We start from the raw sequence: 20,928 nt of genomic DNA, 5'->3' as shown, positions 1-20,928 counted from the left end.
GTCGATGATCGCGCGAAGGCGAGGATACCGTGGCTGCGCCAAAACTCAATTCGCTATCCCGACGCGGCTTCTGCTTGTGTTGCCTCGGTGGCGCAACGTTCGCGGCCACCGCGGGTTGGCTCACGCCGCGCCAGGCCTATGCCGAGGCCCGAGGCATCGTCAGCTTGATCAAGGACAGCGCGGCAGCAGCGACTATCACGACCTACAAGCTGCGCAACAACATCAGCGTATTTGAGGGGTCCGGAGGCAACATCGCCGTCCTGACCGGGCCAGACGGCAAGGTGTTGGTCGACGCCGGAATCGGCGTGTCGCGGCCGCAGCTCAGCAAGGCGCTGGCCGAACTCGGTGGCGAGCCGGTCACGCATTTGATCAACACGCACTGGCACTTCGACCATACCGACGGCAATGAGTGGCTGCATGCGGCGGGCGCGAAGATCGTGGCCCACGAGAACACCCGCAAGCATCTCTCCGGCATCCAGCGGGTCGAGGACTGGGACTATAATTTCCTCCCCGCTCCCGCCGGTGCCCAACCGGCCGAGATCTTCGAAAAGGAGCACAAGCTGAAGCTCAACGGCGCATCGATTTCGCTGAAGCACTACGGACCCGCACACACCGATAGCGACGTTTCCGTCTCGTTCGTGGAGGCCAATATCCTGCATGCGGGCGATACATACTGGAACGGCATCTACCCCTTCATCGACTATTCCACCGGCGGCAGCATCGATGGCATGATCTCGGCATCCGACGCCAATCTCGCCGCGGCCAAAAGCGATACCATCATCATTCCCGGCCACGGCAAGCCCGTTAGCAACAAAGCTGAACTCCAAGAATTCCGCGACATGCTGGTCGCTATCCGCGACAATGTCGGCAACCTCAAGAAGCAGGGAAAGACGAGGGACGAGGCTGTTGCCGCCAAGCCGACCGCAGCGTTCGACGCGAAATGGGGTCAGTTCGTCGTCGATGCCGGCTATTTCACCAGGCTGGTCTACGAAGGCGTATGAACGCGCTGCGGGCGGCTGCGGCGTTTGGCCCGGCTTCACAAAACTGCAATGTGCCGTCCGCATAAGGCATGCGTCCGCCAACAGGAGACGCACATGCGCGCGACTTTTCTCAGCACCGTCGCAACGATCATTCTGGCCGCGAGCTCCGCGCTCGCGCAGAGCGAAGGTGAATTCCCGGCCAAGCTCGCCGGCCACGTGGTGATGCCGGCCGCCTCGTTCATCGACGCGCCGGCTGACGCACCCGCCGATCTCAAGACGTCGGGCAAATACACCACCGGCAAGCGGGTCGATGCGATCGGCACCGTGATGGGCAAATCCTATGAGCGGGCGACCGGCGTGTCGCTGCCGTTCAAGGGCCAGCCGCTCCAGGGGCATTCGGGAATCAAGACCATGCCCGACGGCAGCTTCTGGGTCGTCACAGACAACGGCATGGGCGCCCGCGCCAACTCGCCGGACTCGATGCTGTACCTGAACCGCTACAAGATGGATTGGGCGAGCGGCAAGATCGAGCGACAGGAGACCATCTTCCTGCACGATCCCGACAAGAAGGTGCCCTTCCGCATCGTGCATGAGGATACCCAGAAGCGCTATCTCACCGGCTCCGATTTCGACACGGAGGGGTTCCAGATCGTCGGCGACGTCTTCTGGATCGGCGACGAGTTCGGCCCCTACATCCTGAAGGCCGACAAGACCGGCAAGATCCTCGGCGTGTTCGATACGGTCGCCAATGGCAAGCCGGTACGCTCGCCCGACAGTTGGGCCGTGGGAACGCCGGCCGCGCCGGGCGCGACCTACACCAACGTCAACCTCCGCCGCTCCAAGGGCTATGAGGGCTTTGCGGCATCGAAAGACGGAAAGTTCCTCTATGGCCTGCTCGAAGGCCCGCTGTGGGATGCCGAGAAGAAGGACTGGGAGAAGGTCGACGGCAAGGAAGCCGCCCGCATCCTCGAGTTCGACGTCGCAGCCGAAAAGTTCACCGGCCGCTACTGGCAGTATGTGTTCGAGCAGAACGGCAATGCCATCGGCGACTTCAACATGATCGACCAGGCCTCCGGCCTCATCATCGAGCGCGACAACGGCGAAGGCACCGCCGACAAGGCCTGCCCGCAAGGAACCCGCGGCGAGAACTGCTTTCCCGATCTCGCCAAGTTCAAGCGGGTCTACAAGATCGAGCTGACCGACGCCAATGTCGGCAAGCCCGTGCGCAAGATCGGCTATATCGACCTGATGAAGATCAGGGATCCCGACAAGAAGGCGAAGAAGCCGCTCAACGAGGGCGTCTACACCTTCCCGTTCTTCACCATCGAGAACGTCGACCGCGTCGACGACACCCACATCATCGTCGGCAACGACAACAACCTGCCGTTCTCCTCCAGCCGCGATCCCAACAAGGCCGACGACAACGAATTCGTGCTGCTCGAGGTCGCGGATTTCCTGAAGGCGAAGTGAGTCGACGCCCTCTCAGCACGATCATCGCCCGGCTCGACCGGGCGATCCAGTCCGCCGCGGCCGGCGATTGAACCGTGAGGCCTCGGCGGACTGGATGCTCCGGCCAAGCCGGGGGCATGACAGCGCCGGATTCAGCGCACCGTGAACTCCACCGGAATCGTAAAGCTCATCGTGGCGTTCTTGATTTCCGGAGGGATCGGCGGAAACGGCGAGGCCTGCTGGATCATCGACGTCGCCTTGGCATCGAATGCAGCAACGCCGGACGAACTGACGTGGCTCGACGTGATCTGTCCATTGCGAGCGATGGCGATCTTCACCCGGACTACCGCCCGCTGATCGTTGCCGCCGGGCGGATAGGAATGAAAGCGCATCAGGTGCGCTCGAACGCGCTGATTATAGGTTGCAACCAAAGACGCGAGAGCGCCCGCGCTCATGGCTGACGCCGCCGGCGCCTCGCGCTCGGCACGCGGCGGCGCGCTGGTGCGCGGCGCGGGAGGCGCCTCCGACGGCTTCTTCGCCTCGCGACGAACCACTTTCGGCTTTTCTGGTGCAGGCTTCTCCTGCGGTACGATCTTCGCCGACTCGGGCTTGGCCGGCTTCGGCTCCAATTCCTGCTCCGGCGGTGCAACCACGTCGGGCCTTTCCTGCGGCGGTGTAGGCGCGATGGTTTCCTCGATCGTCTGCCGCTGCATGGGCTCCGGCGGCGAAGCGTCGGCTTCTTCTATCGCCGGCCCCGGCGCGGTATCGACCGGCGTCGATTGCGGCGCTGACGTCACCGGCGCCATGTCGACCATGATCGCCGGCAGGCTGACGCCCTGCTCCGGCTGCGACCCGATCCAGTGCATCGCCAGCAGCGCAGCGCCAATGTGCAACGCCACGATCACGGCCGCCGAGACACCCCAGCGCGCGCCTTCGCGCTCGCCGAGCGGCTGGTGCAGGGCAAAAGCGTTCGCGGCCATCAGCTGCGCCCGTCGAGGCCGACCAGCGCCACCTTGAGATAGCCGGCATTGCGCAAGCTGTTCATCACCTCCATCAGGTCGCCGTAGCTCACGGCCCTGTCGGCGCGCAGATAGATGCGCTCGTCCTTGCGCCCCTTGGTGGCGGCAGCGAGCGAGGCGCCGAGCGCATCGCGGGCAACGACGTCTTCGCCAACAGCGACCGAGAGATCGGGCTTGACGGTGACGAAGACCGGCTTGTCTGGCCGCGGCGCGGGCTCGGCGGCGGTCGCCGGTAGCTCGACGCCGATGTCGACCGTGGCGAGCGGTGCGGCCACCATGAAGATGATCAGCAGCACCAGCATCACGTCGATGAATGGTGTGACGTTGATCTCATGCGTCACGTCGAGCTCGCCGGGGTCGCCGCGCGAGCCGAGCTTCGATGCGCCGAGCTTGGCGGCCATGGCCTACTCCGCCGCCCGTGCCAGACGAAATTCGCGGTGGTCGCGCTGGCGGCTCACCAGCAGCATGAGCTGTGCGGAGGCGTCGCCGAGCAGCGCGCGGTAATTGGCAATGCCACGGACGAGGTGATTGTAGACCACGACTGCCGGGATGGCGGCGACGAGGCCGAGCGCGGTGGCGAGCAGCGCCTCCGCGATGCCGGGCGCGACCACTGCAAGGCTGGTGGTGTGGCTCTCGGAGATGCCGATGAAGGAATTCATGATGCCCCAGACCGTGCCGAACAGGCCGACGAACGGCGCTGTGGCCCCGATGGTCGCGAGCACGCCGGTGCCGCGCGCGATCTGCCGCGACATTGCCGCCTCGACCCGCTCCAGCCGCAGCGCGACACGCTCCTGGAGGCCATCGTCGAGCACGCCGCCGGACAGCTCCGCCTCCCTGGCGCAGGATTGGATGAGCTGGGCGACCGCGTCACGTGCATCGCCGGCCCGCGCGGCGGCGTCAGCGAGTGTCATGTTGCCCTCGAGCGCGCGCATCCGCTGCGAGGCGAGGGAGCCTTTGCGTCGCAGCTCGATCGTCTTGGCCAGCCACACCGTCCACGTCATCAGCGAGGCGATGGCCAGTCCCACCACCACCGTTTTCACGACGATGTCGGCGCCCTGGAACATGCCCCACGGTGACAAATTGCGCGGCAACAACGCCTCGTCGATTGCGAAGGCGGGTGACGGCACGATCGCCACTGCGAGCGTCATGATCACATGCCGAAGCCCTGATCTGCCCTGCATCCTGATCTCCCGACAGACAGAAGGAAGCTATGTCGCGGATTGCGCCGCGATCCGGTCCGCAAGTTGCCGAAACCCCGCCAACTGGTCTCCGCGCAGCGCCCGAGTCTCGTCGCGGCCGACGAACACCTTGAACATGATGCCGCCGTCGGCGTTCACGAAGGCGACGAAGGCGGACGTCTTGCCCATGAAGGGGCGCTCGACGAAGGCAATGCCTGCGCAGCGATCGTGGCGAAGATGGCCATGCAGTCCCTTCGGCTGCATCAGGTTGAAATAGCCGCGGCCGATCTCGCCCGCGGGAATGCGACCTGTGAACTCGAAGATCGCATCGTCCGTGTGCACGATGAGCGTGACCTCGCCCCATTCGGCGATGTCCTGCATGGCGGCGACGAAATGCTCGCCGCCTCCCACGCGCACCATGGACGACGGCAGCGCCTCGATCACCGCGCGCGGGCTGACCTTGCGCTCGCGCGCAACGTCCTCGATCACCGCGCCGGGATTGTCCGCCATATACGCCTTGAGATCGGCGAGATCGGTGCTCAGCATGTGCTGCTCCCTACCGTGATCAGCCGCGATCTAGGCGGCCGCGTTCGTCTTGCGCTCGGTCATGATGACCTCGAATCCCTCGAACTTGGGGTGGCCGAGATAGAGGCTTTCGCCCGTCTTGTTGTCGGCGCGCGCATGGGCGCGGCGGAATTCCTCCGATCGCGTCCAGGCCTCGAAGGCGGCCTTGTCGACCCACACGGTATGCGAGGAATACAGCGTGTGGTCCTCGAGCACCGGCCCTTTGAGCAAATGGAATTCAACGAAGCCGGCCATGCTGCCGAGATAGGACTCCCGGGTGCGCCAGACCGTCTCGAACGCGGTTTCCGAGCCGGGCTTCACCTGAAAGCGATTCATTGCGATGAACATGAAAGTCTCTCCTTCTGATCTAGACGAAAGCGCACCGAAGCCGCGCTGACGAATCAGCGCAGCCCGGCGGAGGTTGTGATGCTGCGGCGCCGGTCGGCTTACGCACCTCCAAAGTGAATCTTCATGCCGGCCTTGTAGACCGTACCTGGCCCAGGGCTCGACCACAGCACGTCGTTCTGCGAGGTGCCGTCCGTCGAGCTGCCGGGAACGGCGTATGGCCGGTAGTACTGATTCAAGAGATTGTCGATCGAGGCCGTGAACACGATGTCCCTGGTCGCGTTGTAAGTCAGATAGAGATTGACCAGATCGTAGCCGGTCGAACGGATATAGTTGGCCGGCACGTCGTTGTTCGGGCCGTACGACGCCCACTGAGCCGACAGGATCAGCGTGCGATCGAGCAGGCGGACACCACCCGTCGTAACGACCTTGGTTGGCGTGATGGTCGCCAGCCCGATATTGGTCTGGACGTTCTTGCCCTGGATGTAATGACCGGCGACACCGATGAACCAGTCGCCGGCATCGTACATCGTCTCGGCCTCGAAGCCCTGGATGCGGGCATTGGCGATGTTCTGGTATTGGTAGTACTGGCTGAACGAGCCGAATGGCGGCACCGGGGTCGGTGCCGAGGCGACGAGATCGATGTAGTCGCTGACATCGTTGCGGAAGAGATTGATCTTGCCGCGGAACGAGTCGTTGGCGCTGAAGATGTTGTCATACTTCAGGTTGAAGCCGACTTCCTTGTTCTTGCCGACCTCGGGACGAAGATTCGGGTTGGGCAGGAAGCAAAACAGGCCGACCGTGCCGTCGGGGCAGTTGAAGAAAGCAGGACCACCACCGGTCGCGTGCGCACCTGAGATCACCGTCTCGGTGATCGACGGCGCACGATAACCTTCCGCATAGCTGACATAGGGCTGGAATCCCGGAACGGGCGTGACGCCGAGAGTGATCTTCGGCGAGAAGCGGTCGCCGCTGGCGCTGGTCTTGCCGGAGTCGAGGTCATAGCGGTCATAGCGGATTGCGCTGACCGCCTCGAACCAGGTGCTGTAATTCTGCTTCAACTGAATGAAACCGCCAGACACGGTGCGGATGCCGCTCGGCGTAGTGATGTTGGAGTTGCCGCGGCTGTCGGTTGTGATCACATCGTCCTGGAAGGCATCGACGCCCCAGGTGACGGCATTGCGCCAGTCGCCCACGTTGAAGCGCGTGGTGTTGTTGACGTCGATCCCGTAGGTGTCGAGGACATAGCCGCGCTTGTCGCCGACACAGCCCGAAATGTTGTTGCCGAAATTGCCCGTTCCGCAATAGGCGCCGCCGGACGTGGAATAGTGATAGGTCTTGGTCTGGTCATTGTCGACGCGATTGCCGTAGACCGACATATGCCAGTCGAAAAGGTTGTCGCTCGGCAGCGAGTAGTTCCAGGTGATGGTCCCGGTGTAGTTCTTCGCATCGGAGGCGTAGACCGACGATCCCTGATAGAGCGCGCGCTGTGCCGCCGTTGCCACCGGACCGCGGTTCAACTGGCCGATATCGTATTGATAGTCCTGGAAGACGGCACCGAACTTGACCTCGTGACCGAGAGCCGGCCGCACCGTGAGCTTCATCAGCCCGCTCTCGACCTGGTTACCGGTGTTGCCGATCTCGGTGCCGTTGCCGTCCTTGTAGTTGCCTTGCGTGCGATAGACCGCGCCGCCGAAGATATCGACGTCGGGCGTGGCGCGCACGCCGCCGAACACCGAACCCAGACCGCGATTGTTATTCGAGCCGTACGAACCCGAGAGATCGACGCCCCAGCGCTCGCCGGGGCGCAGCACGTCGTTGATGTCCTTGGTACGGAACGAGACCAGGCCGCCGATCGCGCCGGAGCCGTAGATGTTGGCGGTCGGTCCGCGCACCACATCGACGCCGCCGATCAATTCGGGATCGAGGAAGAAGGAGCCGTTGGCATTGTGCCCGGTGCGCTGGTAGTTCTGCCGCGCGCCATCGACGACGACCGCGACGCGACCGAAATCCTGCAAGCCGCGGATGTTGATGACGGTCGCAGGATCGTCGCCACGCTCCTGGAACGACACGCCCGGCACGGCATAGAAGATACCCGATAGACGGTTGGGCTGAAGCCCCTGGATCTGGTTGAGCGAGATGGAGCTGACCGGCGCGAGCGAGTCGATCGCGCGCTCCTTGGTCTTCGTCGCGGCAGCCGTGATGGTATCGAGCGCCTGAACGCCGACAACCACCTGGGCACGGGCATTCATCACGTCAGGCGCCGCCTGCTGCGCGACCAGCGGCTTCGCCGGCTTGCGCTTGGCCTGCTTCGGCCTCTCCGACGACGCACTCTCGGCTTGCGGCGATGCGGTCTGCGCGAGACTGCTCTCCGTCACCAATGCCGCGATCGAAACCACCGACGCGCCCACAATCAGGGCGCGCGAATACCTAGCCCCGTCAGCCATATCAGCCCCAGCCTGCACTTCACTCTAATTTTGGAGTCTCTTGGCTGGCGTGCGCTCGCAACGCGAACGACTGGCTGGCTCGTTTCTCTAACGCGGGACGTCACCCCGCTGCCATAATTGGTTACGTGGCAACACTCTGACGGTCAATGACAACTGATTGCAGTTTATATCGATTGTAAATTGCCGCCGTTGGAATGCGCCTCGCGCCGTTTATACAAGGCAGGACACATCTGAAATCTCGAAAGCGCATCGCAACAACAATGTCAGCAACATCCGGAGACAGCGGCGGCGCGGCAGAGCCGGCAGGAAGCTCTTCTGCAACAACGAGAACCCTCACCATGCGAGGGAGCCGGATCGACAGCCGCGAACTGTTTGCGGCCGAGCGCGAGATCATCATCGCGCATGGCGAGGACAGCTATCGCCTGCGCCTGACCTCGCAGAACAAGCTGATCCTGACGAAGTGAGCCGCAATGACGTTTTGTCGCACCTTCGCTTGTCTCCTGCTCTCCGGTACGTTCGCGCTTGTGTCCGGCGCACACGCCGCCGGTATCAAAGTGCATGATGCGCGCAACCGCGATGTTGCCGTCACCGACGTTGCGCGCACCGTCTCGATCGGCGGCGCCATTACCGAGATTCTCTATGCGCTCGGGCTCGAGAGCCGGCTCGTCGGCGTCGATACGACGAGCCTCTATCCGCCGGCGGCGCTGCACGACAAACCCAATGTCGGCTACATGCGCCAGATCTCCGCCGAAGGCGTGCTGGGCCTCAACCCCACCCTGATCCTGGCGATCCAGGGATCGGGCCCGCGCGAGACCATGGATATCCTGGAGACGGCCAAGGTGCCGCTGGTGCTGGTGCCCGAGACTTTCTCCGAGGAGGGCCTGATCGAGAAGATAAGACTGGTCGGCCACGCCATGGGTGTCGATGCGCGTGCCGAATGTCTGGGCGCCGCCGTCGGCGCCGATCTTGCGCAGCTCCGCGCACTGCGCGCCAGGGTGACGAAGCCGGTACGCGTGATGTTCGTGATGTCGCTCCAGAACGGGCGGGCGATGGTCGCCGGCCACAAGACCGCGGCCGACGAGATCATCCGGCTCGCCGGCGCAGCCAACGCTGTCGACAATTACGATGGCTACAAGATCATCGGCGACGAGGCGATCGTGGCGGCCAGGCCCGACGTCGCGCTGTCGATCGAGCGGGGCAAGGAGTCGCTCCAGGCCGAAGCGGTCTATGCCCATCCCGGTTTTGCGCTGACGCCGGTTGCAGCCAACAAGAGCTTCATCACCATGGATGGGCTCTATCTGCTGGGCTTCGGGCCGCGGACGGCGGCGGCGGCGCGCGATCTATCCGTCAGGCTCTATCCGGCATTGGCCGAGGGCGGCACGTTCACGTCGGCCTTGTCGGCGGCGAACTGCCGGCAATGAGCGTGGCTGCCGGGGTCGAAGCACGGAGCGCGCGACGAAGCGCGCGACGGCGGTCCGCATCGTTCGCGATTCCTGTCCTGATCGCGGTGCTCGCAGTGACGGCGATCGTCGCGCTGACGATCGGTGCCGCCGGCATCCCCCTCTCCCGCCTGCCTGCCGCTCTGGGCCTGGCCGGCGAAAACACTGCCATGACGGCCCGCGACCAGCTCGTGCTGTGGTCGATCCGCATTCCCCGGGTCGCGGCGGCCGCGATGATCGGCGGCCTGCTTGCCGCGGCCGGCGCGATCATGCAGGGGCTGTTTCGCAACCCGCTCGCTGATCCTGCCCTGGTCGGCGTCTCCAGCGGCGGCGCACTCGCCGCGGCAAGCGCGATCGTCTTCACGGATTCGCGCTTCGGCGAGGCGCTGCGCTTTCTCCAGACCGAGCTGTTGCCGCTGGCGGCCTTCGCGGGCTCGCTGGCGACGACCGCAATTCTCTATGGCATCTCGAGCCGCTCGGGGCGGACCTCGATCGCAGTCTTCCTGCTCGCTGGCGTCGCCATCACCGCCATCACCAATGCCGGCATCGGCCTCCTGGTGTTCATCGCCGACGACCGTCAGCTCCGCGACATCACGTTCTGGATGCTGGGCTCGATGAGCGGCGCGACCTGGACCAAGGCCGCCGCGCTCGCGCCGGTCCTCGTCATCGGAATTGCCTTCTGCGCCTTCATCGCGCGCGGTCTCGATCTGCTGGTGCTTGGCGAGGCCGACGCCTTTCACGGCGGGGTGGATGTCGAGCGTCTGAAGCGGATCTCGATCGTCATGGTCTCGGCCATGACCGGCGTCGCCGTGTCGATCAGCGGCGTCATCGGCTTCGTCGGCATCGTCGTGCCGCATCTGCTCCGCCTCGTGATCGGGCCTGCGCATCGCCTGCTGCTGCCGGCCTCGATGCTGCTCGGTGCCATCCTGATGGTCGGCGCCGATACGCTGGCGCGCACCATCGTGGCGCCGGCGGAGATGCCGATCGGCATTCTGACCGCCGCAGTCGGCGCGCCGGTCTTCCTCTTCATCCTGCTGCGGCAGCGCGGGCTCGCCTCGCTATGACCGCGGTGATCGAGGCCCGAGCTCTGAGCAAGCGCGCCGGCCGCGCGACGCTGCTCGATGGCGTCAGCCTCGCCGTCGAAGCCGGCGAGATGGTCGGGATCATCGGCCCGAACGGTGCCGGCAAATCGACGCTGCTGCGACTGCTCTCCGGCGATCTTCGCCCGAGCGCAGGCGAGGTGAGACTCGAGCAGCGCGACATCCGCCGCTTCACGCCGCACGAGCTTGCCGCGCGCCGCGCGATGCTGTCCCAGCACATCAACGTCACCTTCCCGTTCACGGTCGAGGAGATCGTTCTGATGGGCGCGGGTGAGCGCAGCCTTCGTGAAGCCGGCCCGCTCGTCGATGCGGCGCTGGACGAGGTCGGCCTCGCACATTTCCGCGAACGGCAATTGCCGACGCTGTCAGGGGGCGAGCAGCAGCGCGCCCATTTCGCCCGCGTGCTGGTGCAGCTCGCCTGCGGCGAGGCCGAACACGGCCCCGGGCTTTTGCTGCTGGACGAGCCGACGTCGAGCCTCGATCTGCGTCACCAGATCGATCTGGTCGAAGCCGCACGCCGCCGGGCTGCCAGCGGTACGGCCGTCATCGCGATCCTGCACGATCTCAACCTCGCGATCCGCTTCGCCGACCGGCTCGTCGTGCTGAATGGCGGACGGCTCGCCGCGGATGGCTTACGCGCGGATGTCATCACGCGCGAGACCATCCGTGACATCTTCGAGATCGACGCCGTGGTCCATCGGGACGGCGAAGGCGTGCCGTATGTGCTGCCGCAGTCGATGCAGGCGGTCGCGCCTTCGGCGAGTATCTGACTCGCAGCCTGCGATCTCATTGTTTCCGTGGAGAACGCCTGCTCCCCAACGCTTGCAGGGAAGCGCTGGTGAGAGCGTGTCTCAACAAGAGAGACTCCCTCAGACGAAAGAGCCCTCACCCCAACCCTCTCCCGCAAGCGGGAGAGGGAGCGCACCTCGTTTGTGGCTAGCAACCTACCCCGCCGGGACGATCACCATGCTCTTGTCCTTCGGCCAACGGATGCGCCAGGCGAAGTTGATGTCCTTGACTTCGCCGGGCTTGGCGTCGAACGACCATTCCAGCACGCCGCGCCTGTCGCGGATGTTGCTTGCGGTCGGCTGGGTGCTCGAGGGCAGCATCTCGACGACGATGTCCTCGTTCTCGCTGATCGGCAACTGATCCTCGATTGCGACCTTGATCGGGAAGTCGTGGCCGTTGCGGATCGTGGTCTTGAACGAACGCTCGTCGGTCTTCGACGTCGTCACGAGCAGGCCGGCCGAGCCTTCGTTGCGCTTGACCACCGCCCGCTCGATTCTGACCTTGTCGTCAGCGCCGAAGCCGAGCCGCACGATATCGTCCTTGGCGGACGCCGTGATCTTGCCGCGGCCGACAAAGACGCCATCGCGGTAGATTGCGACCTTGCCGGGCAGCAGAGTCGCCTCGTCCGTCTGCTTGAAGCTCGCCTCGAGGAACGCGGTCGGATCCAGGACCGGTGCGGCGCGCACGGCTAGATCGGCGGGCACATTCACCGAAGCGATACGCATGCTCTTGGCGCCCTCGGCGGCGCCGAGGCTGACGCGGCCGGGAATTTTGAAGGTGGCCTGGAGTTCGCCGATCTCGGCGACCGCCTGCTGCTCGTCGGCGCGCTCGCGCGGCTCAGCCGCCTCCGCGATCTTGGCCATGGCCGGCGATTGCGCCTGGCGCGTCATCGGCGCCGGTCGCGCCAGATCGGAAGCCGTGCCGAGCGCCAGCGGCTTGGGGACTTGCGGATATTGCGCGACAAGCGAGTTCAGCTCGGGCGCACTGCCGCCGCGCCCGATGCGAACCGTGGAAACGCCGAGCGTCACGTTCGACCAGTCCTCGCCGGTCGATTGCGTGACCTCGGCGCGGCGGACGAGCTCGAGCTGCGGCTTGCGATCCCTGGCGCCGGTGTCGAGCCGCGCGTCGTAGAGCGGCATCCAGCGCGCATTGCGCACGGCGTAGGTCACCCGCAATGTCGCTTTGGTCGCGGCCGCCGAGGCGACGTCGATCCGCACTTCCAGCTTGCTCGGCGGCTTGGCCGAGCGCTCGGCTTCCAATTGCGCGATCTGTCGGTCGATCTCGCGCTGCTTTCGCGTGGCATCGCGGATCGCGGTGTCGGCGGTCGCGACCTCCTCGGCGACGGCGGCAAAGGCCGCGCGCCACTCGGTGATCGGCCGTGCCTCGCCCTTGTCGCCGAGGCCGGCGGGAGAGGCTTCGGCGAAATGCTGCGCAAACTTGCGCCGGGCATTGGCCGAGTCGATCGCACCCTGCAGATCGGCCCGCTGATCTCTCAGCGCTTCGATGCGCTTGTCGAGCTCGGGTAGGTTCGCGGGCGCCGCGACCTTCGGCGGCCGCGCATCGATCGTGCCGATGGTGAGCTTGGCGCCCGCCTCGCCTTCGACGCGGAGGGAAGACGGATCGAGCGAGAGCGGAAAGTCCCTGGCGACAAGCGTCGAGTCCCCGGAGGCGAGATCCAACGAAATGACGCGGGTGACGGTGGCGCCGTCGGGATAGACGGTCACCGTGTCGATCGCCGACGTGGCGTCCACGTTGGCCGCCCATGACGGCCATGCGATGGCCGCGGTCACCAGGACCAGGCTCGTGGTTGCCAACCATTTGGCGGTGATGCGCATAAAGTCCCTCCTGCCGGTATCGCCGCGCCGCCAGCCGGACGCGCGCGATGAAATGCCTCGCCATCGTGATGAGACGCGGCAGGGAAGGAACTGGTTCGATTGGGGTTTCCGTGGGGCGTCGCTACGGCAGCACCATGACCGCGGAACGCGTCGCCGCCGGCCGCGGTCGAGCCTCAGGCTGCTGTTTGCAAGCCTTTGCCGAATATCCGGCGGAGCAGATCGGTCACGTTGCGGGCGCCGGCCTTCCTCAGGATGCTGGCGCGGTAGCCCTCGACCGTCCGCGCGCTCAGATGCATCCGCCGGGCGATCTCCTTGTTGGTGAGGCCGGCGGCGAGATGTTCGAGCACGTCGCCCTCGCGCGCGGTCAGGGGTTCGCAGCCTGGCAGCCAGCGCTGCCGGGTCGCGCCGGGTTGCGCGAATTCGTCGATGGCGGCATCGATCCGGTCGACGACGTCCCTGGTGCGGAACGGCTTCTCGATGAAGTCGGCCGCACCGCTCCTGATCGCATCGACGGCCATCGCGATGCTGCCATTTGCCGATGTCATCAGGACCGGCGCCATGCAATTCTCCTCGCGCAGCCGCCTGAGCACGTCGAGCGCGGAGCGATCCGGCGGCATCTCCAGCAACACGCAGGCCGGCATCCGTGCCTTGGCTTCCGATAGCAGGGATGCACCGTCGGCGAAGCAGATCACGTGATACGCGCTCTGCTGGAGCGCCTTGGAAAGTAGTTCGCGTGAGGCGGCGTCGGTTTCAATGACGAATACCTCACCCTTGGAAAGCGTGTTTCCCGGCATAATCCCGATCCAGCAATGTCTTGGTCAAATCATCCGAGACAGCCGCGGGCCCCGTCGTCCTGCCGCGCCGTCATGAGCACGGCATTCACGCCAGTGCTTCGGTTTCCCTTATGTATGTTCCAAGCTGTTCCCGGATTTGACGGATCGGGACAGAAACTTTACATTTCGGGACATCTGCGGGCATGGCTGGCAGGAACGGTTCGCATGACCGACCTCATTCGCAGCGCAGGCTTGAGCTACTACCCGGAGGTTGCCCGGTCGGTCGGGCTCGATCCAAGGCAGATGATGCGCAAGGTCAGGCTACCGCTGGCCTGCCTCGATGAGCCGGATACCCCCATCGCCGTCACCGGCCTGCGCCGCCTGCTGGAATTGTCGGCCAAGGCTTCCGGTGCTGAAGATTTCGGCCTGCGCCTGGCCGAGCGCGGCGGCCTGACCAATTTCGGCGCCGTCGGCCTGATCGTGCGCGAACAGGCAACCGTTGGTGAGGCCATCGATGCATTCTCGCGCTTCATCCATATCCATCACGACGGCATGCGGCTGGACGTGACGCGCGGCAAGCAGACCGTGACGGTCTCGTTGCACTTGCGAGGCCGGCAGCCGCGCGCGCCCCGACAGTCGATCGACATGGCGCTCGGCAGCGTCCACCGCATCATCCAGTCGCTGTTCGGCAGCGATTGGCGGCCGCAGGAGGTGCACCTGCATTATCCGCCGCCGCACGACCGCAAGCGCTACCGCGACTTCTTCGGATGCCGGGTGACCTTCAATGCGGATGACGATTCGATCCTGCTGTCGGCGCACGACATGGAGCGCCGCATCCCAAGCGCGCATCCCTTGATCGCGAATTATCTGCGCAAGCGGATCGAGGCGATCGAGACCCGGCCGGCAAATTGGGAGGAGAAGGTCGACGAGGTGGTGCGGACCCTGCTCGCCAGTGGCGATTGCACGGTCGAGCGCGTGGCCGAGCATCTCGCCTGCACCCGCCGCACCATCCATCGCCGCCTTGCCGCGTCAGGCACCAGCTTCTCGGCCATCCTCGACGCACAGCGCGCCGATCTCGTGATGCAGCTGATCGACGACCCCGGCCGGCCGCTGTCCGACATCGCGGTGCAGCTTGGCTTCTCCGCGCAGAGCGTGATGGCGCGCTGGTTCCGCGACCGCTTCGGCTGCACCATCACCGACTGGCGCAAGGGCGAGCGGCCTCCGACGGCGCCTGCAGTCGAGTTCAGCGCGCCGGAGCGGGCACGCCCATCGTAGCGAGGGCACGCCACCGGCTGCCGGCGAGCAGCGGGCCGAACGCGACGGCAAACCCGAGGAAGGCGACGACCCAGCCGCAGGCGGCGATGTGCAACCACACATCGTCATGCGCGGGCAACACGACGGCAGCGATCCGGGCCAGAGCCGCAATGATGACTGCAGCGTAGATTGCCTGGATTGCCGGCGAAGCCGTCAAGGCCTGTCCGGTATGGCCGAGGCTCGCGCGGGTCATCACTGCGAGCGTCATGGTTCCCGCCGCGCCCGCCATCCAGGCGTGAATGCCGGCGCTTGGCGGCAGCACATCGAAAACCGCCAGCGCATGCAGGATGAAACCGAACGGCACGAAAAAGTACCCGACATGCAGGATCACGAGCAGCCGCTCGCGGAACGTGCGATCGCCAGCCCAGCGCGCAAGCCGCACCAGGTGCAGCCCGCCGACGAGAGCCATCGCGATACCGGTAACGACATTCAGCGGCGCCACGATCCACGAGACGAGCGCGAGCGCACTGCATCCGATCACCGCGCCGTCGAAGCGCCCGAACGGCACGGGCAGCCGGCCGGGATTGAACTTGACCAGCCAGTTGCGGGTGAAGCTCGGAATGATGCGGCCGCCGATCAAAGCGATCAGCAGAACGACCACGCCGATGCCGACGCGGATGCTGACATCGGCCGCGCCCTCGTAATGCGCTTCGACATGAAAGGCGACGTTACCGGCGAGCAGAACGAGCACCAGCCCCACGACGGGCAGGTTGCGCCAGTTGCCGCCTGCGATGATTTCGCGCATCGCGGCCGCGACGACCAATGCCAGGAAGGCGGCATCGACGATCAGCGCGAACGCCCAGCCTATATTGGCCGACACCGTCACCGCGATGCGCCCGGCAAGCCAGACAATCAGCAACGCCCCCAACGGCTTGCCCTGGATCGGCAGCCGCCCCGTCCAGTTCGGGATCGCCGTGAACAGGAAGCCGGTGATGACCGCCGGCAGGAAGCCATAGAGCATCTCGTGGATGTGCCAGTCGCGCGGCGCGAATGCTGAACTCACCGACAATTCTCCGTGGAACGTCGGCAGCCAGACCAGGATCGACAGCGCCGCCTGGATCGCGGCAAGCAGGAAGAAGGGCCGAAAGCTGTTCGCAAACAGCGGCCAGCCCGCAAAGTTGCGGGATCGGGCGCCAGCCATGAGGTCAACTCCAACGAATTCGTTCCGTTGCTTGGAAAAATACTGCCAGCCTGCCGGGCCGCTTTGCGCTATCGCAAACTACCTGACGATTGCAGGTGCCATCACACTCCCGAGCGCCAAGGAGGCAGAATGGCCAAAGTCGACACATCGCTGGTTGCGCATTTGCCGCTGTTTGCCGGGGTGACGCCGGAAGCGCTGGACGAGATCCTGCGTGAGGCCCGCTCGGCGCGCTATCCCAGGAACAGTGCCATCTTCGAGCAGGGGGCTAACGCGCAATCCTTCTTCCTGCTGCTGCACGGCCATGTCCGCGCAGCCAAGACCACGCCGACCGGCGAGCAAATCGTGGTGCGCTATGTCGCGCCCGGCGAGACATTCGGCCTCGCGATGGCGATCGGAGCCGTGCGTTATCCGGCGACGGCGTTGGCGGTCGATGACAGCGTCGTGCTGATCTGGCCGACCTCGGCCTGGCCGCGGCTGGTCGAGCGGTTTCCGGCGATCGCCGCCAACACGCTCCAGACCGTCGGCACGCGGCTTCAGGAGAGTCACACCCGCATCCTTGAAATGTCGACCCAGCAGGTCGAGCAACGCGTCGCGCATGCGCTGCTGCGCCTCGCCAAGCAATCCGGCAGGAAGCTGGACCACGGCATCGAGATCGATTTCCCGATCAGCCGCCAGGACATCGCACAGATGACCGGAACCACGCTGCACACCGTCAGCCGCATTCTCAGTGGCTGGGAGAGCCAGGGCCTCGTCGAGAGCGGCCGCCAGCGCATCGTCCTGCGCGAGCCGCACAAGATTGTCGTGTTGGCGGAGCGGAGCGCCGACAGCGGCGCGACGTGAGAGCCGCCGAGGACATCTCCGCTCGAGATGGAGGTGAGAGGCGCTTTCGCTGACGGCGAAAGCGCTCCCTCACCGCGAATCCGCGCGCGTCCGCGCGAATTCCGGACGTTCACGCCGGCACGCAATCGCTGAGTGCGGCGAGGAACTCCTGGCGGTCGATGCCATGCTCGCGGCAGGCGTCATCCACGGTGTGGAAGGTCGCGATCGGACAGCCGACACAAGCCATCCTGAAGGCGAGAAACACGCGGACCGTGTGCGGCGCCGTGCGCATGATGTCATCGACCAGATCGTCGGATCGGAAGGGCATGGACAACTCCGTTCCGGATTGACGATAGCGGGGCGGGCGAAAGTCTCTTTGTTGAAGCGCAAGCCGGCGCTACTTCCCTCCGCCGTCATTCCGGCGCGCGACGAAGTCGCGACCCCGCTAGGACGAGAGCACAGATTTCATACCGCCCTGCTATGCAGTTGCTTCCCCGGATCCAGATGCGCGTCGAATGCGGCGGCGACGCTGCGCACCAGGAAGCGCGAATCCTTGGCGACGGCGAGCCGGTTGCCATCCAGCCTCACGATGCCGTCAGAGATCAGCGGTTTCAGACGCGCCGCCGCTTTCAGCATCGTGCTTGCCTCTGCGCCATGGCGCGCGCAGATGTCGCCGAGATCGGCACCGAACTCGCACATGATGCGTTCGATGATGTCGGCGCGCAGCCGGTCGTCGTCGGTCAGCCCATAGCCCTTCGCGGTGGCTAGGCGGCCGGCGGCGATGCTCTGCGCATAGGCGCCGATCTGCACCTCGTTCTGGACATAGCCCTGCGGCAGATGCCCGATCGCGCTGGCGCCGAAGCCGAGCAGGACTTCACTCTTGTCGGTGGTGTAGCCCTGAAAATTTCGTCGCAGCGTCCGCTGCTCGAGCGCCACGGCCATGGAATCGCCGGGGCGCGCGAAATGATCGAGCCCGATCTGCACGTAACCGGCCTCCTTCAGGGCATTCGCGATCGCGCAGGCCTGGTCGTGGCGCGCAAGACCGTCGGGCAGCACCGCCTCGTTGATCATGCGTTGGTGCTTCTTGAAATCAGGCACATGAGCATAGCCGAACACCGAGAAACGGTCGGGCGCGAGCGCGAGGCTGCGCCGCACGGTGTCCAGACACGAAGCGACGGTCTGGTGCGGCAGCCCGTAGATCAGGTCGAAGTTGATCCCCTCGATCCCGGCGCGGCGGAGCATGTCGACCACGGAAGCCGTCTGCCCGAAGCTCTGCACGCGGTTGATCGCCCGCTGCACGACGGGATCGAAGCTCTGCACGCCGAGGCTGGCGCGGTTGACGCCGGACAGCCGCATGGCCTCGACCATATCGGCGGTCAATGTGCGAGGATCGATCTCGACCGCGATTTCGGCCGAAGGCAGTACGAAGAACTTCTGACGCATCGTCGCCATCAGTTCGACGAGGGCCTCCGGCGCCATGATCGTCGGCGTACCGCCGCCGAAATGGATGTGCTCGACCTTGATGCGACGGCCGATGGTCTCGGCGGCCAGCGCGATCTCGCTGCGCAGCGTCCGTTGGTAGCCGGCGATCAACTCGTCGCGGCGGGCGATCTGGGTATGGCAGCCGCAGTACCAGCACATCTCGCGGCAGAACGGCACGTGCAGGTAAAGTGACGCGCTGGCGCCCGCCGGCAGCTCCGCGAGCCATCGGGCATAGGTGTCGGGTCCGATCACGGGCGAAAAGTGCGGTGCCGTCGGATAGCTCGTGTAGCGTGGAAGACGTTCCTCGCCATAGATCGCCGCAAGATCAGCTCTCATGTCTTACCCATTCGTAAATTTCCGCCGCCCAGACTTCACGGCAAATCACGGAATGAGTTCAATTAACCCGGATGCGCGGAAGTGACTTTGCGCTTGCTCAAAGCGCGGCGGCCGGTTCCCGGCCATGATTGGCGCAATTCGCGCGGCCATCCGGAGCGTTCGCCATGAGGCTTCTCGCATTCCAACTCATTCTCTCCCTGCTCGACATCCGCGGTCATATTCCGCGTTTCGATGACTTCCGGCCGGCCCCGGCCACATCAGCTGCCACCGGCATCGTGCGCGCCCTGGCCGCGGCAATCGCCGTCTTCGCCGTGCTGTCGCTGGGGATCTGGGCAACGGTCTGGCTTGCCGTGCATCTCCTCTAGCTGAGACTTCTTCACTCATCTCGATGCTGAAAAGGCTATACCGACGTTACGGTCTCGTCCGGACGCACCGGAGCGAGATCGCCATTCAGCTCGAAGATGCGAACGACTTGCCGCTGGGCACCGGGGCGGTGCGGTCGGGCTCGGCAATCCCGAACATGGGCAACGCTGATAACCGCAAGCGCCGAACGTTCGGCAACGATCAGTGACGTGTCTGAACGTCGACACCGCTGCCCGGCCGCGGGTCTTTCGGCTCGACATCCGCATCACGTCTTCAGAGGCGGTCAACGTGAGGCCACCGGTCACTCTATGTTGAGGGCGAACCAAGTCTCGTCGCGGAGGTGAATCACGGCGAAAGCTTGTCGCAGCGCAAACACGCCTGCCGCGATCGGCGCACACTGCATTCCGTCATCAAAACCTTTTCAGATGAAGGATGCTTCCGATGTTCACCCGCAGAGCCGCATTGATCAGCGCCGCCGCGACCGCCCTGATGTTGGCGTCGCCGGCCTTCGCCGCCAGCGATCTCAAGCTGCCACGTCAGAAGGTGGAGCTGGTCGCTCCGCCCTTCGTGCATGCGCATGAGCAGGCCACGACGCAGGTTCCCAAGATCGTCGAGTTCAAGCTGACCGTCGAAGAGAAGAAGGTCGTCATCGACGACAAGGGCACCACCTTCCAGGCGATGACGTTCAACGGCTCGATGCCGGGACCGCTGATGGTCGTGCACGAGGGCGACTATGTCGAGCTGACGCTGGTCAATCCCGCGACCAACACCATGCCGCACAACATCGACTTCCATTCCGCGACCGGCGCGCTCGGTGGCGGCGAGCTGACGCTCGTCAATCCCGGCGAGCAGGTCGTGCTGCGCTGGAAGGCGACCAAGACCGGCGTGTTCGTCTATCACTGCGCACCGGGCGGCCCGATGATCCCCTGGCACGTCGTCTCCGGCATGAACGGTGCCGTGATGGTGCTGCCGCGCGACGGGCTGAACGACGGCAAGGGCCGCGCGCTGAAATACGACAAGGTCTACTATATCGGCGAGCAGGACATGTACGTGCCGCGCGACGAGAAGGGCAACTTCAAGTCCTACGAATCGCCCGGCGAAGCCTTTACCGACACGGAAGAGGTGATGAACAAGCTGATCCCCACCCATGTCGTCTTCAACGGCAAGGTCGGCGCGCTCACCGGCAAGAACGCGCTCTCCGCCAAGGTCGGGGAGAACGTGCTGATCGTGCATTCGCAGGCTAATCGCGACAGCCGTCCGCATCTGATCGGCGGGCATGGCGATTACGTCTGGGAGACCGGCAAGTTCGGCAATGCACCTGAGGTCGGGCTCGAGACCTGGTTCATCCGCGGCGGGTCGGCGGGAGCTGCGCTGTACAAATTCCAGCAACCCGGCATCTACGCCTATGTCACGCACAATCTGATCGAGGCGGCCAATCTCGGCGCCACCGCGCACTTCAAGGTCGAAGGCAAGTGGAACGACGATCTGATGACCCAGGTGAAGGCTCCTGCGGAGATACCGCCTGCCGGCACCCATTAGGCGCGACGAGGGGCCG

21 protein-coding genes are annotated in these 20,928 nt (G+C 65.0%); 10 read left to right on the top strand and 11 right to left on the bottom strand.

All coding sequences use genetic code 11. The features are described from left to right. Positions 1-29 precede the first annotated feature (29 nt). Both ACYCVF_RS08220 and ACYCVF_RS08215 read left to right on the top strand, forming a co-directional pair. Entirely contained in the window at positions 30-1,001 is a 972-nt protein-coding gene (locus ACYCVF_RS08220) for an MBL fold metallo-hydrolase (protein ID WP_459603145.1), read from the top strand. Between the two features lie 93 nt (positions 1,002-1,094). Then, positions 1,095-2,450, top strand: coding sequence for an esterase-like activity of phytase family protein (locus tag ACYCVF_RS08215; protein ID WP_459603147.1), 1,356 nt, complete (start codon positions 1,095-1,097; stop codon positions 2,448-2,450). Positions 2,451-2,581: 131 nt separating this feature from the next. Here the strand turns inward: ACYCVF_RS08215 and ACYCVF_RS08210 are convergent, their stop codons facing one another. From ACYCVF_RS08210 to ACYCVF_RS08185, 6 genes are all read right to left on the bottom strand, one after another. Beyond that, positions 2,582-3,409, bottom strand: a complete 828-nt coding sequence (locus ACYCVF_RS08210; protein ID WP_459603149.1) for a TonB family protein — start codon at positions 3,407-3,409, stop codon at positions 2,582-2,584. Beyond that, positions 3,409-3,849, bottom strand: coding sequence for a TonB system transport protein ExbD (gene exbD, locus ACYCVF_RS08205; RefSeq protein ID WP_459603151.1), 441 nt, complete (start codon positions 3,847-3,849; stop codon positions 3,409-3,411). The genes ACYCVF_RS08210 and exbD overlap by 1 nt, the downstream gene beginning before the upstream one ends. A 3-nt stretch (positions 3,850-3,852) precedes the next feature. Then, positions 3,853-4,629, bottom strand: a complete 777-nt coding sequence (exbB, locus tag ACYCVF_RS08200; RefSeq protein WP_459606531.1) for a tonB-system energizer ExbB — start codon at positions 4,627-4,629, stop codon at positions 3,853-3,855. Positions 4,630-4,656: 27 nt separating this feature from the next. Then, positions 4,657-5,172, bottom strand: coding sequence for a heme utilization cystosolic carrier protein HutX (gene hutX, locus ACYCVF_RS08195; protein WP_459603155.1), 516 nt, complete (start codon positions 5,170-5,172; stop codon positions 4,657-4,659). A 30-nt stretch (positions 5,173-5,202) separates the two neighbouring features. After that, on the bottom strand, positions 5,203-5,538 hold the full coding sequence (locus tag ACYCVF_RS08190; RefSeq protein ID WP_459603157.1) for an antibiotic biosynthesis monooxygenase family protein: 336 nt from the start codon (positions 5,536-5,538) through the stop codon (positions 5,203-5,205). A 98-nt stretch (positions 5,539-5,636) separates the two neighbouring features. Continuing rightward, a complete protein-coding gene (locus ACYCVF_RS08185) occupies positions 5,637-7,982 on the bottom strand; it encodes a TonB-dependent hemoglobin/transferrin/lactoferrin family receptor (protein WP_459603159.1) in 2,346 nt (781 codons plus the stop codon). Positions 7,983-8,242: 260 nt separating this feature from the next. Here ACYCVF_RS08185 and ACYCVF_RS08180 point away from each other — a divergent pair, with 260 nt between their 5' ends. Genes ACYCVF_RS08180 through ACYCVF_RS08165 form a run of 4 tightly spaced genes read left to right on the top strand, consistent with a single transcriptional unit; the run spans position 8,243 to position 11,291 of the window. Further along, the gene (locus ACYCVF_RS08180; protein ID WP_459603398.1) at positions 8,243-8,446 is read left to right on the top strand and encodes a hemin uptake protein HemP; all 204 of its coding nucleotides are present in this window, start codon (positions 8,243-8,245) and stop codon (positions 8,444-8,446) included. A 6-nt stretch (positions 8,447-8,452) separates the two neighbouring features. Next, positions 8,453-9,403, top strand: coding sequence for a heme/hemin ABC transporter substrate-binding protein (locus ACYCVF_RS08175; protein ID WP_459603161.1), 951 nt, complete (start codon positions 8,453-8,455; stop codon positions 9,401-9,403). Further along, on the top strand, positions 9,400-10,485 hold the full coding sequence (locus ACYCVF_RS08170) for a FecCD family ABC transporter permease (RefSeq protein ID WP_459603163.1): 1,086 nt from the start codon (positions 9,400-9,402) through the stop codon (positions 10,483-10,485). The genes ACYCVF_RS08175 and ACYCVF_RS08170 overlap by 4 nt, the downstream gene beginning before the upstream one ends. After that, the gene (locus ACYCVF_RS08165; RefSeq protein WP_459603165.1) at positions 10,482-11,291 is read left to right on the top strand and encodes a heme ABC transporter ATP-binding protein; all 810 of its coding nucleotides are present in this window, start codon (positions 10,482-10,484) and stop codon (positions 11,289-11,291) included. Before ACYCVF_RS08170 ends, ACYCVF_RS08165 begins: the two co-directional genes overlap by 4 nt. A gap of 174 nt (positions 11,292-11,465) precedes the next feature. Here ACYCVF_RS08165 and ACYCVF_RS08160 read toward each other — a convergent pair whose 3' ends face one another. After that, entirely contained in the window at positions 11,466-13,145 is a 1,680-nt protein-coding gene (locus tag ACYCVF_RS08160; RefSeq protein WP_459606530.1) for a mucoidy inhibitor MuiA family protein, read from the bottom strand. Between the two features lie 173 nt (positions 13,146-13,318). Then, positions 13,319-13,939 (bottom strand): response regulator transcription factor, encoded by a 621-nt coding sequence (locus ACYCVF_RS08155; RefSeq protein WP_459603169.1) that lies wholly within the window; start codon positions 13,937-13,939, stop codon positions 13,319-13,321. A 204-nt stretch (positions 13,940-14,143) separates the two neighbouring features. Between ACYCVF_RS08155 and ACYCVF_RS08150 the strand changes: the two genes are divergently transcribed. Further along, complete coding sequence (locus ACYCVF_RS08150) at positions 14,144-15,193, top strand: AraC family transcriptional regulator (protein WP_459603399.1); 1,050 nt, start codon at positions 14,144-14,146, stop codon at positions 15,191-15,193. Here the strand turns inward: ACYCVF_RS08150 and ACYCVF_RS08145 are convergent. Continuing rightward, positions 15,162-16,373 carry an NnrS family protein gene (locus ACYCVF_RS08145; protein ID WP_459603171.1) on the bottom strand — a complete coding sequence of 404 codons (1,212 nt, stop codon included), beginning with the start codon at positions 16,371-16,373 and terminating at the stop codon, positions 15,162-15,164. The genes ACYCVF_RS08150 and ACYCVF_RS08145 overlap by 32 nt on opposite strands. 129 nt (positions 16,374-16,502) lie before the next feature. On the opposite strand from ACYCVF_RS08145, the gene ACYCVF_RS08140 reads away from it, so the two are divergent. Beyond that, the gene (locus ACYCVF_RS08140) at positions 16,503-17,213 is read left to right on the top strand and encodes a Crp/Fnr family transcriptional regulator (protein WP_459603173.1); all 711 of its coding nucleotides are present in this window, start codon (positions 16,503-16,505) and stop codon (positions 17,211-17,213) included. Positions 17,214-17,322: 109 nt separating this feature from the next. On the opposite strand, the gene ACYCVF_RS08135 is transcribed toward ACYCVF_RS08140, so the two are convergent. Continuing rightward, complete coding sequence (locus tag ACYCVF_RS08135; protein WP_459603175.1) at positions 17,323-17,520, bottom strand: DUF1858 domain-containing protein; 198 nt, start codon at positions 17,518-17,520, stop codon at positions 17,323-17,325. A 137-nt stretch (positions 17,521-17,657) separates the two neighbouring features. Then, on the bottom strand, positions 17,658-19,010 hold the full coding sequence (gene hemN / locus ACYCVF_RS08130; RefSeq protein ID WP_459603177.1) for an oxygen-independent coproporphyrinogen III oxidase: 1,353 nt from the start codon (positions 19,008-19,010) through the stop codon (positions 17,658-17,660). Between the two features lie 164 nt (positions 19,011-19,174). On the opposite strand from hemN, the gene ACYCVF_RS08125 reads away from it, so the two are divergent. Then, a complete protein-coding gene (locus ACYCVF_RS08125) occupies positions 19,175-19,375 on the top strand; it encodes a hypothetical protein (protein ID WP_459603179.1) in 201 nt (66 codons plus the stop codon). A 439-nt stretch (positions 19,376-19,814) separates the two neighbouring features. Then, on the top strand, positions 19,815-20,912 hold the full coding sequence (gene nirK / locus ACYCVF_RS08120; RefSeq protein WP_459603181.1) for a copper-containing nitrite reductase: 1,098 nt from the start codon (positions 19,815-19,817) through the stop codon (positions 20,910-20,912). The last annotated feature ends 16 nt before the right edge of the window (positions 20,913-20,928 follow it).

This window comes from Bradyrhizobium cedriense (assembly GCF_054602315.1).
This window is presented reverse-complemented; position numbering and strand designations above follow the sequence as displayed.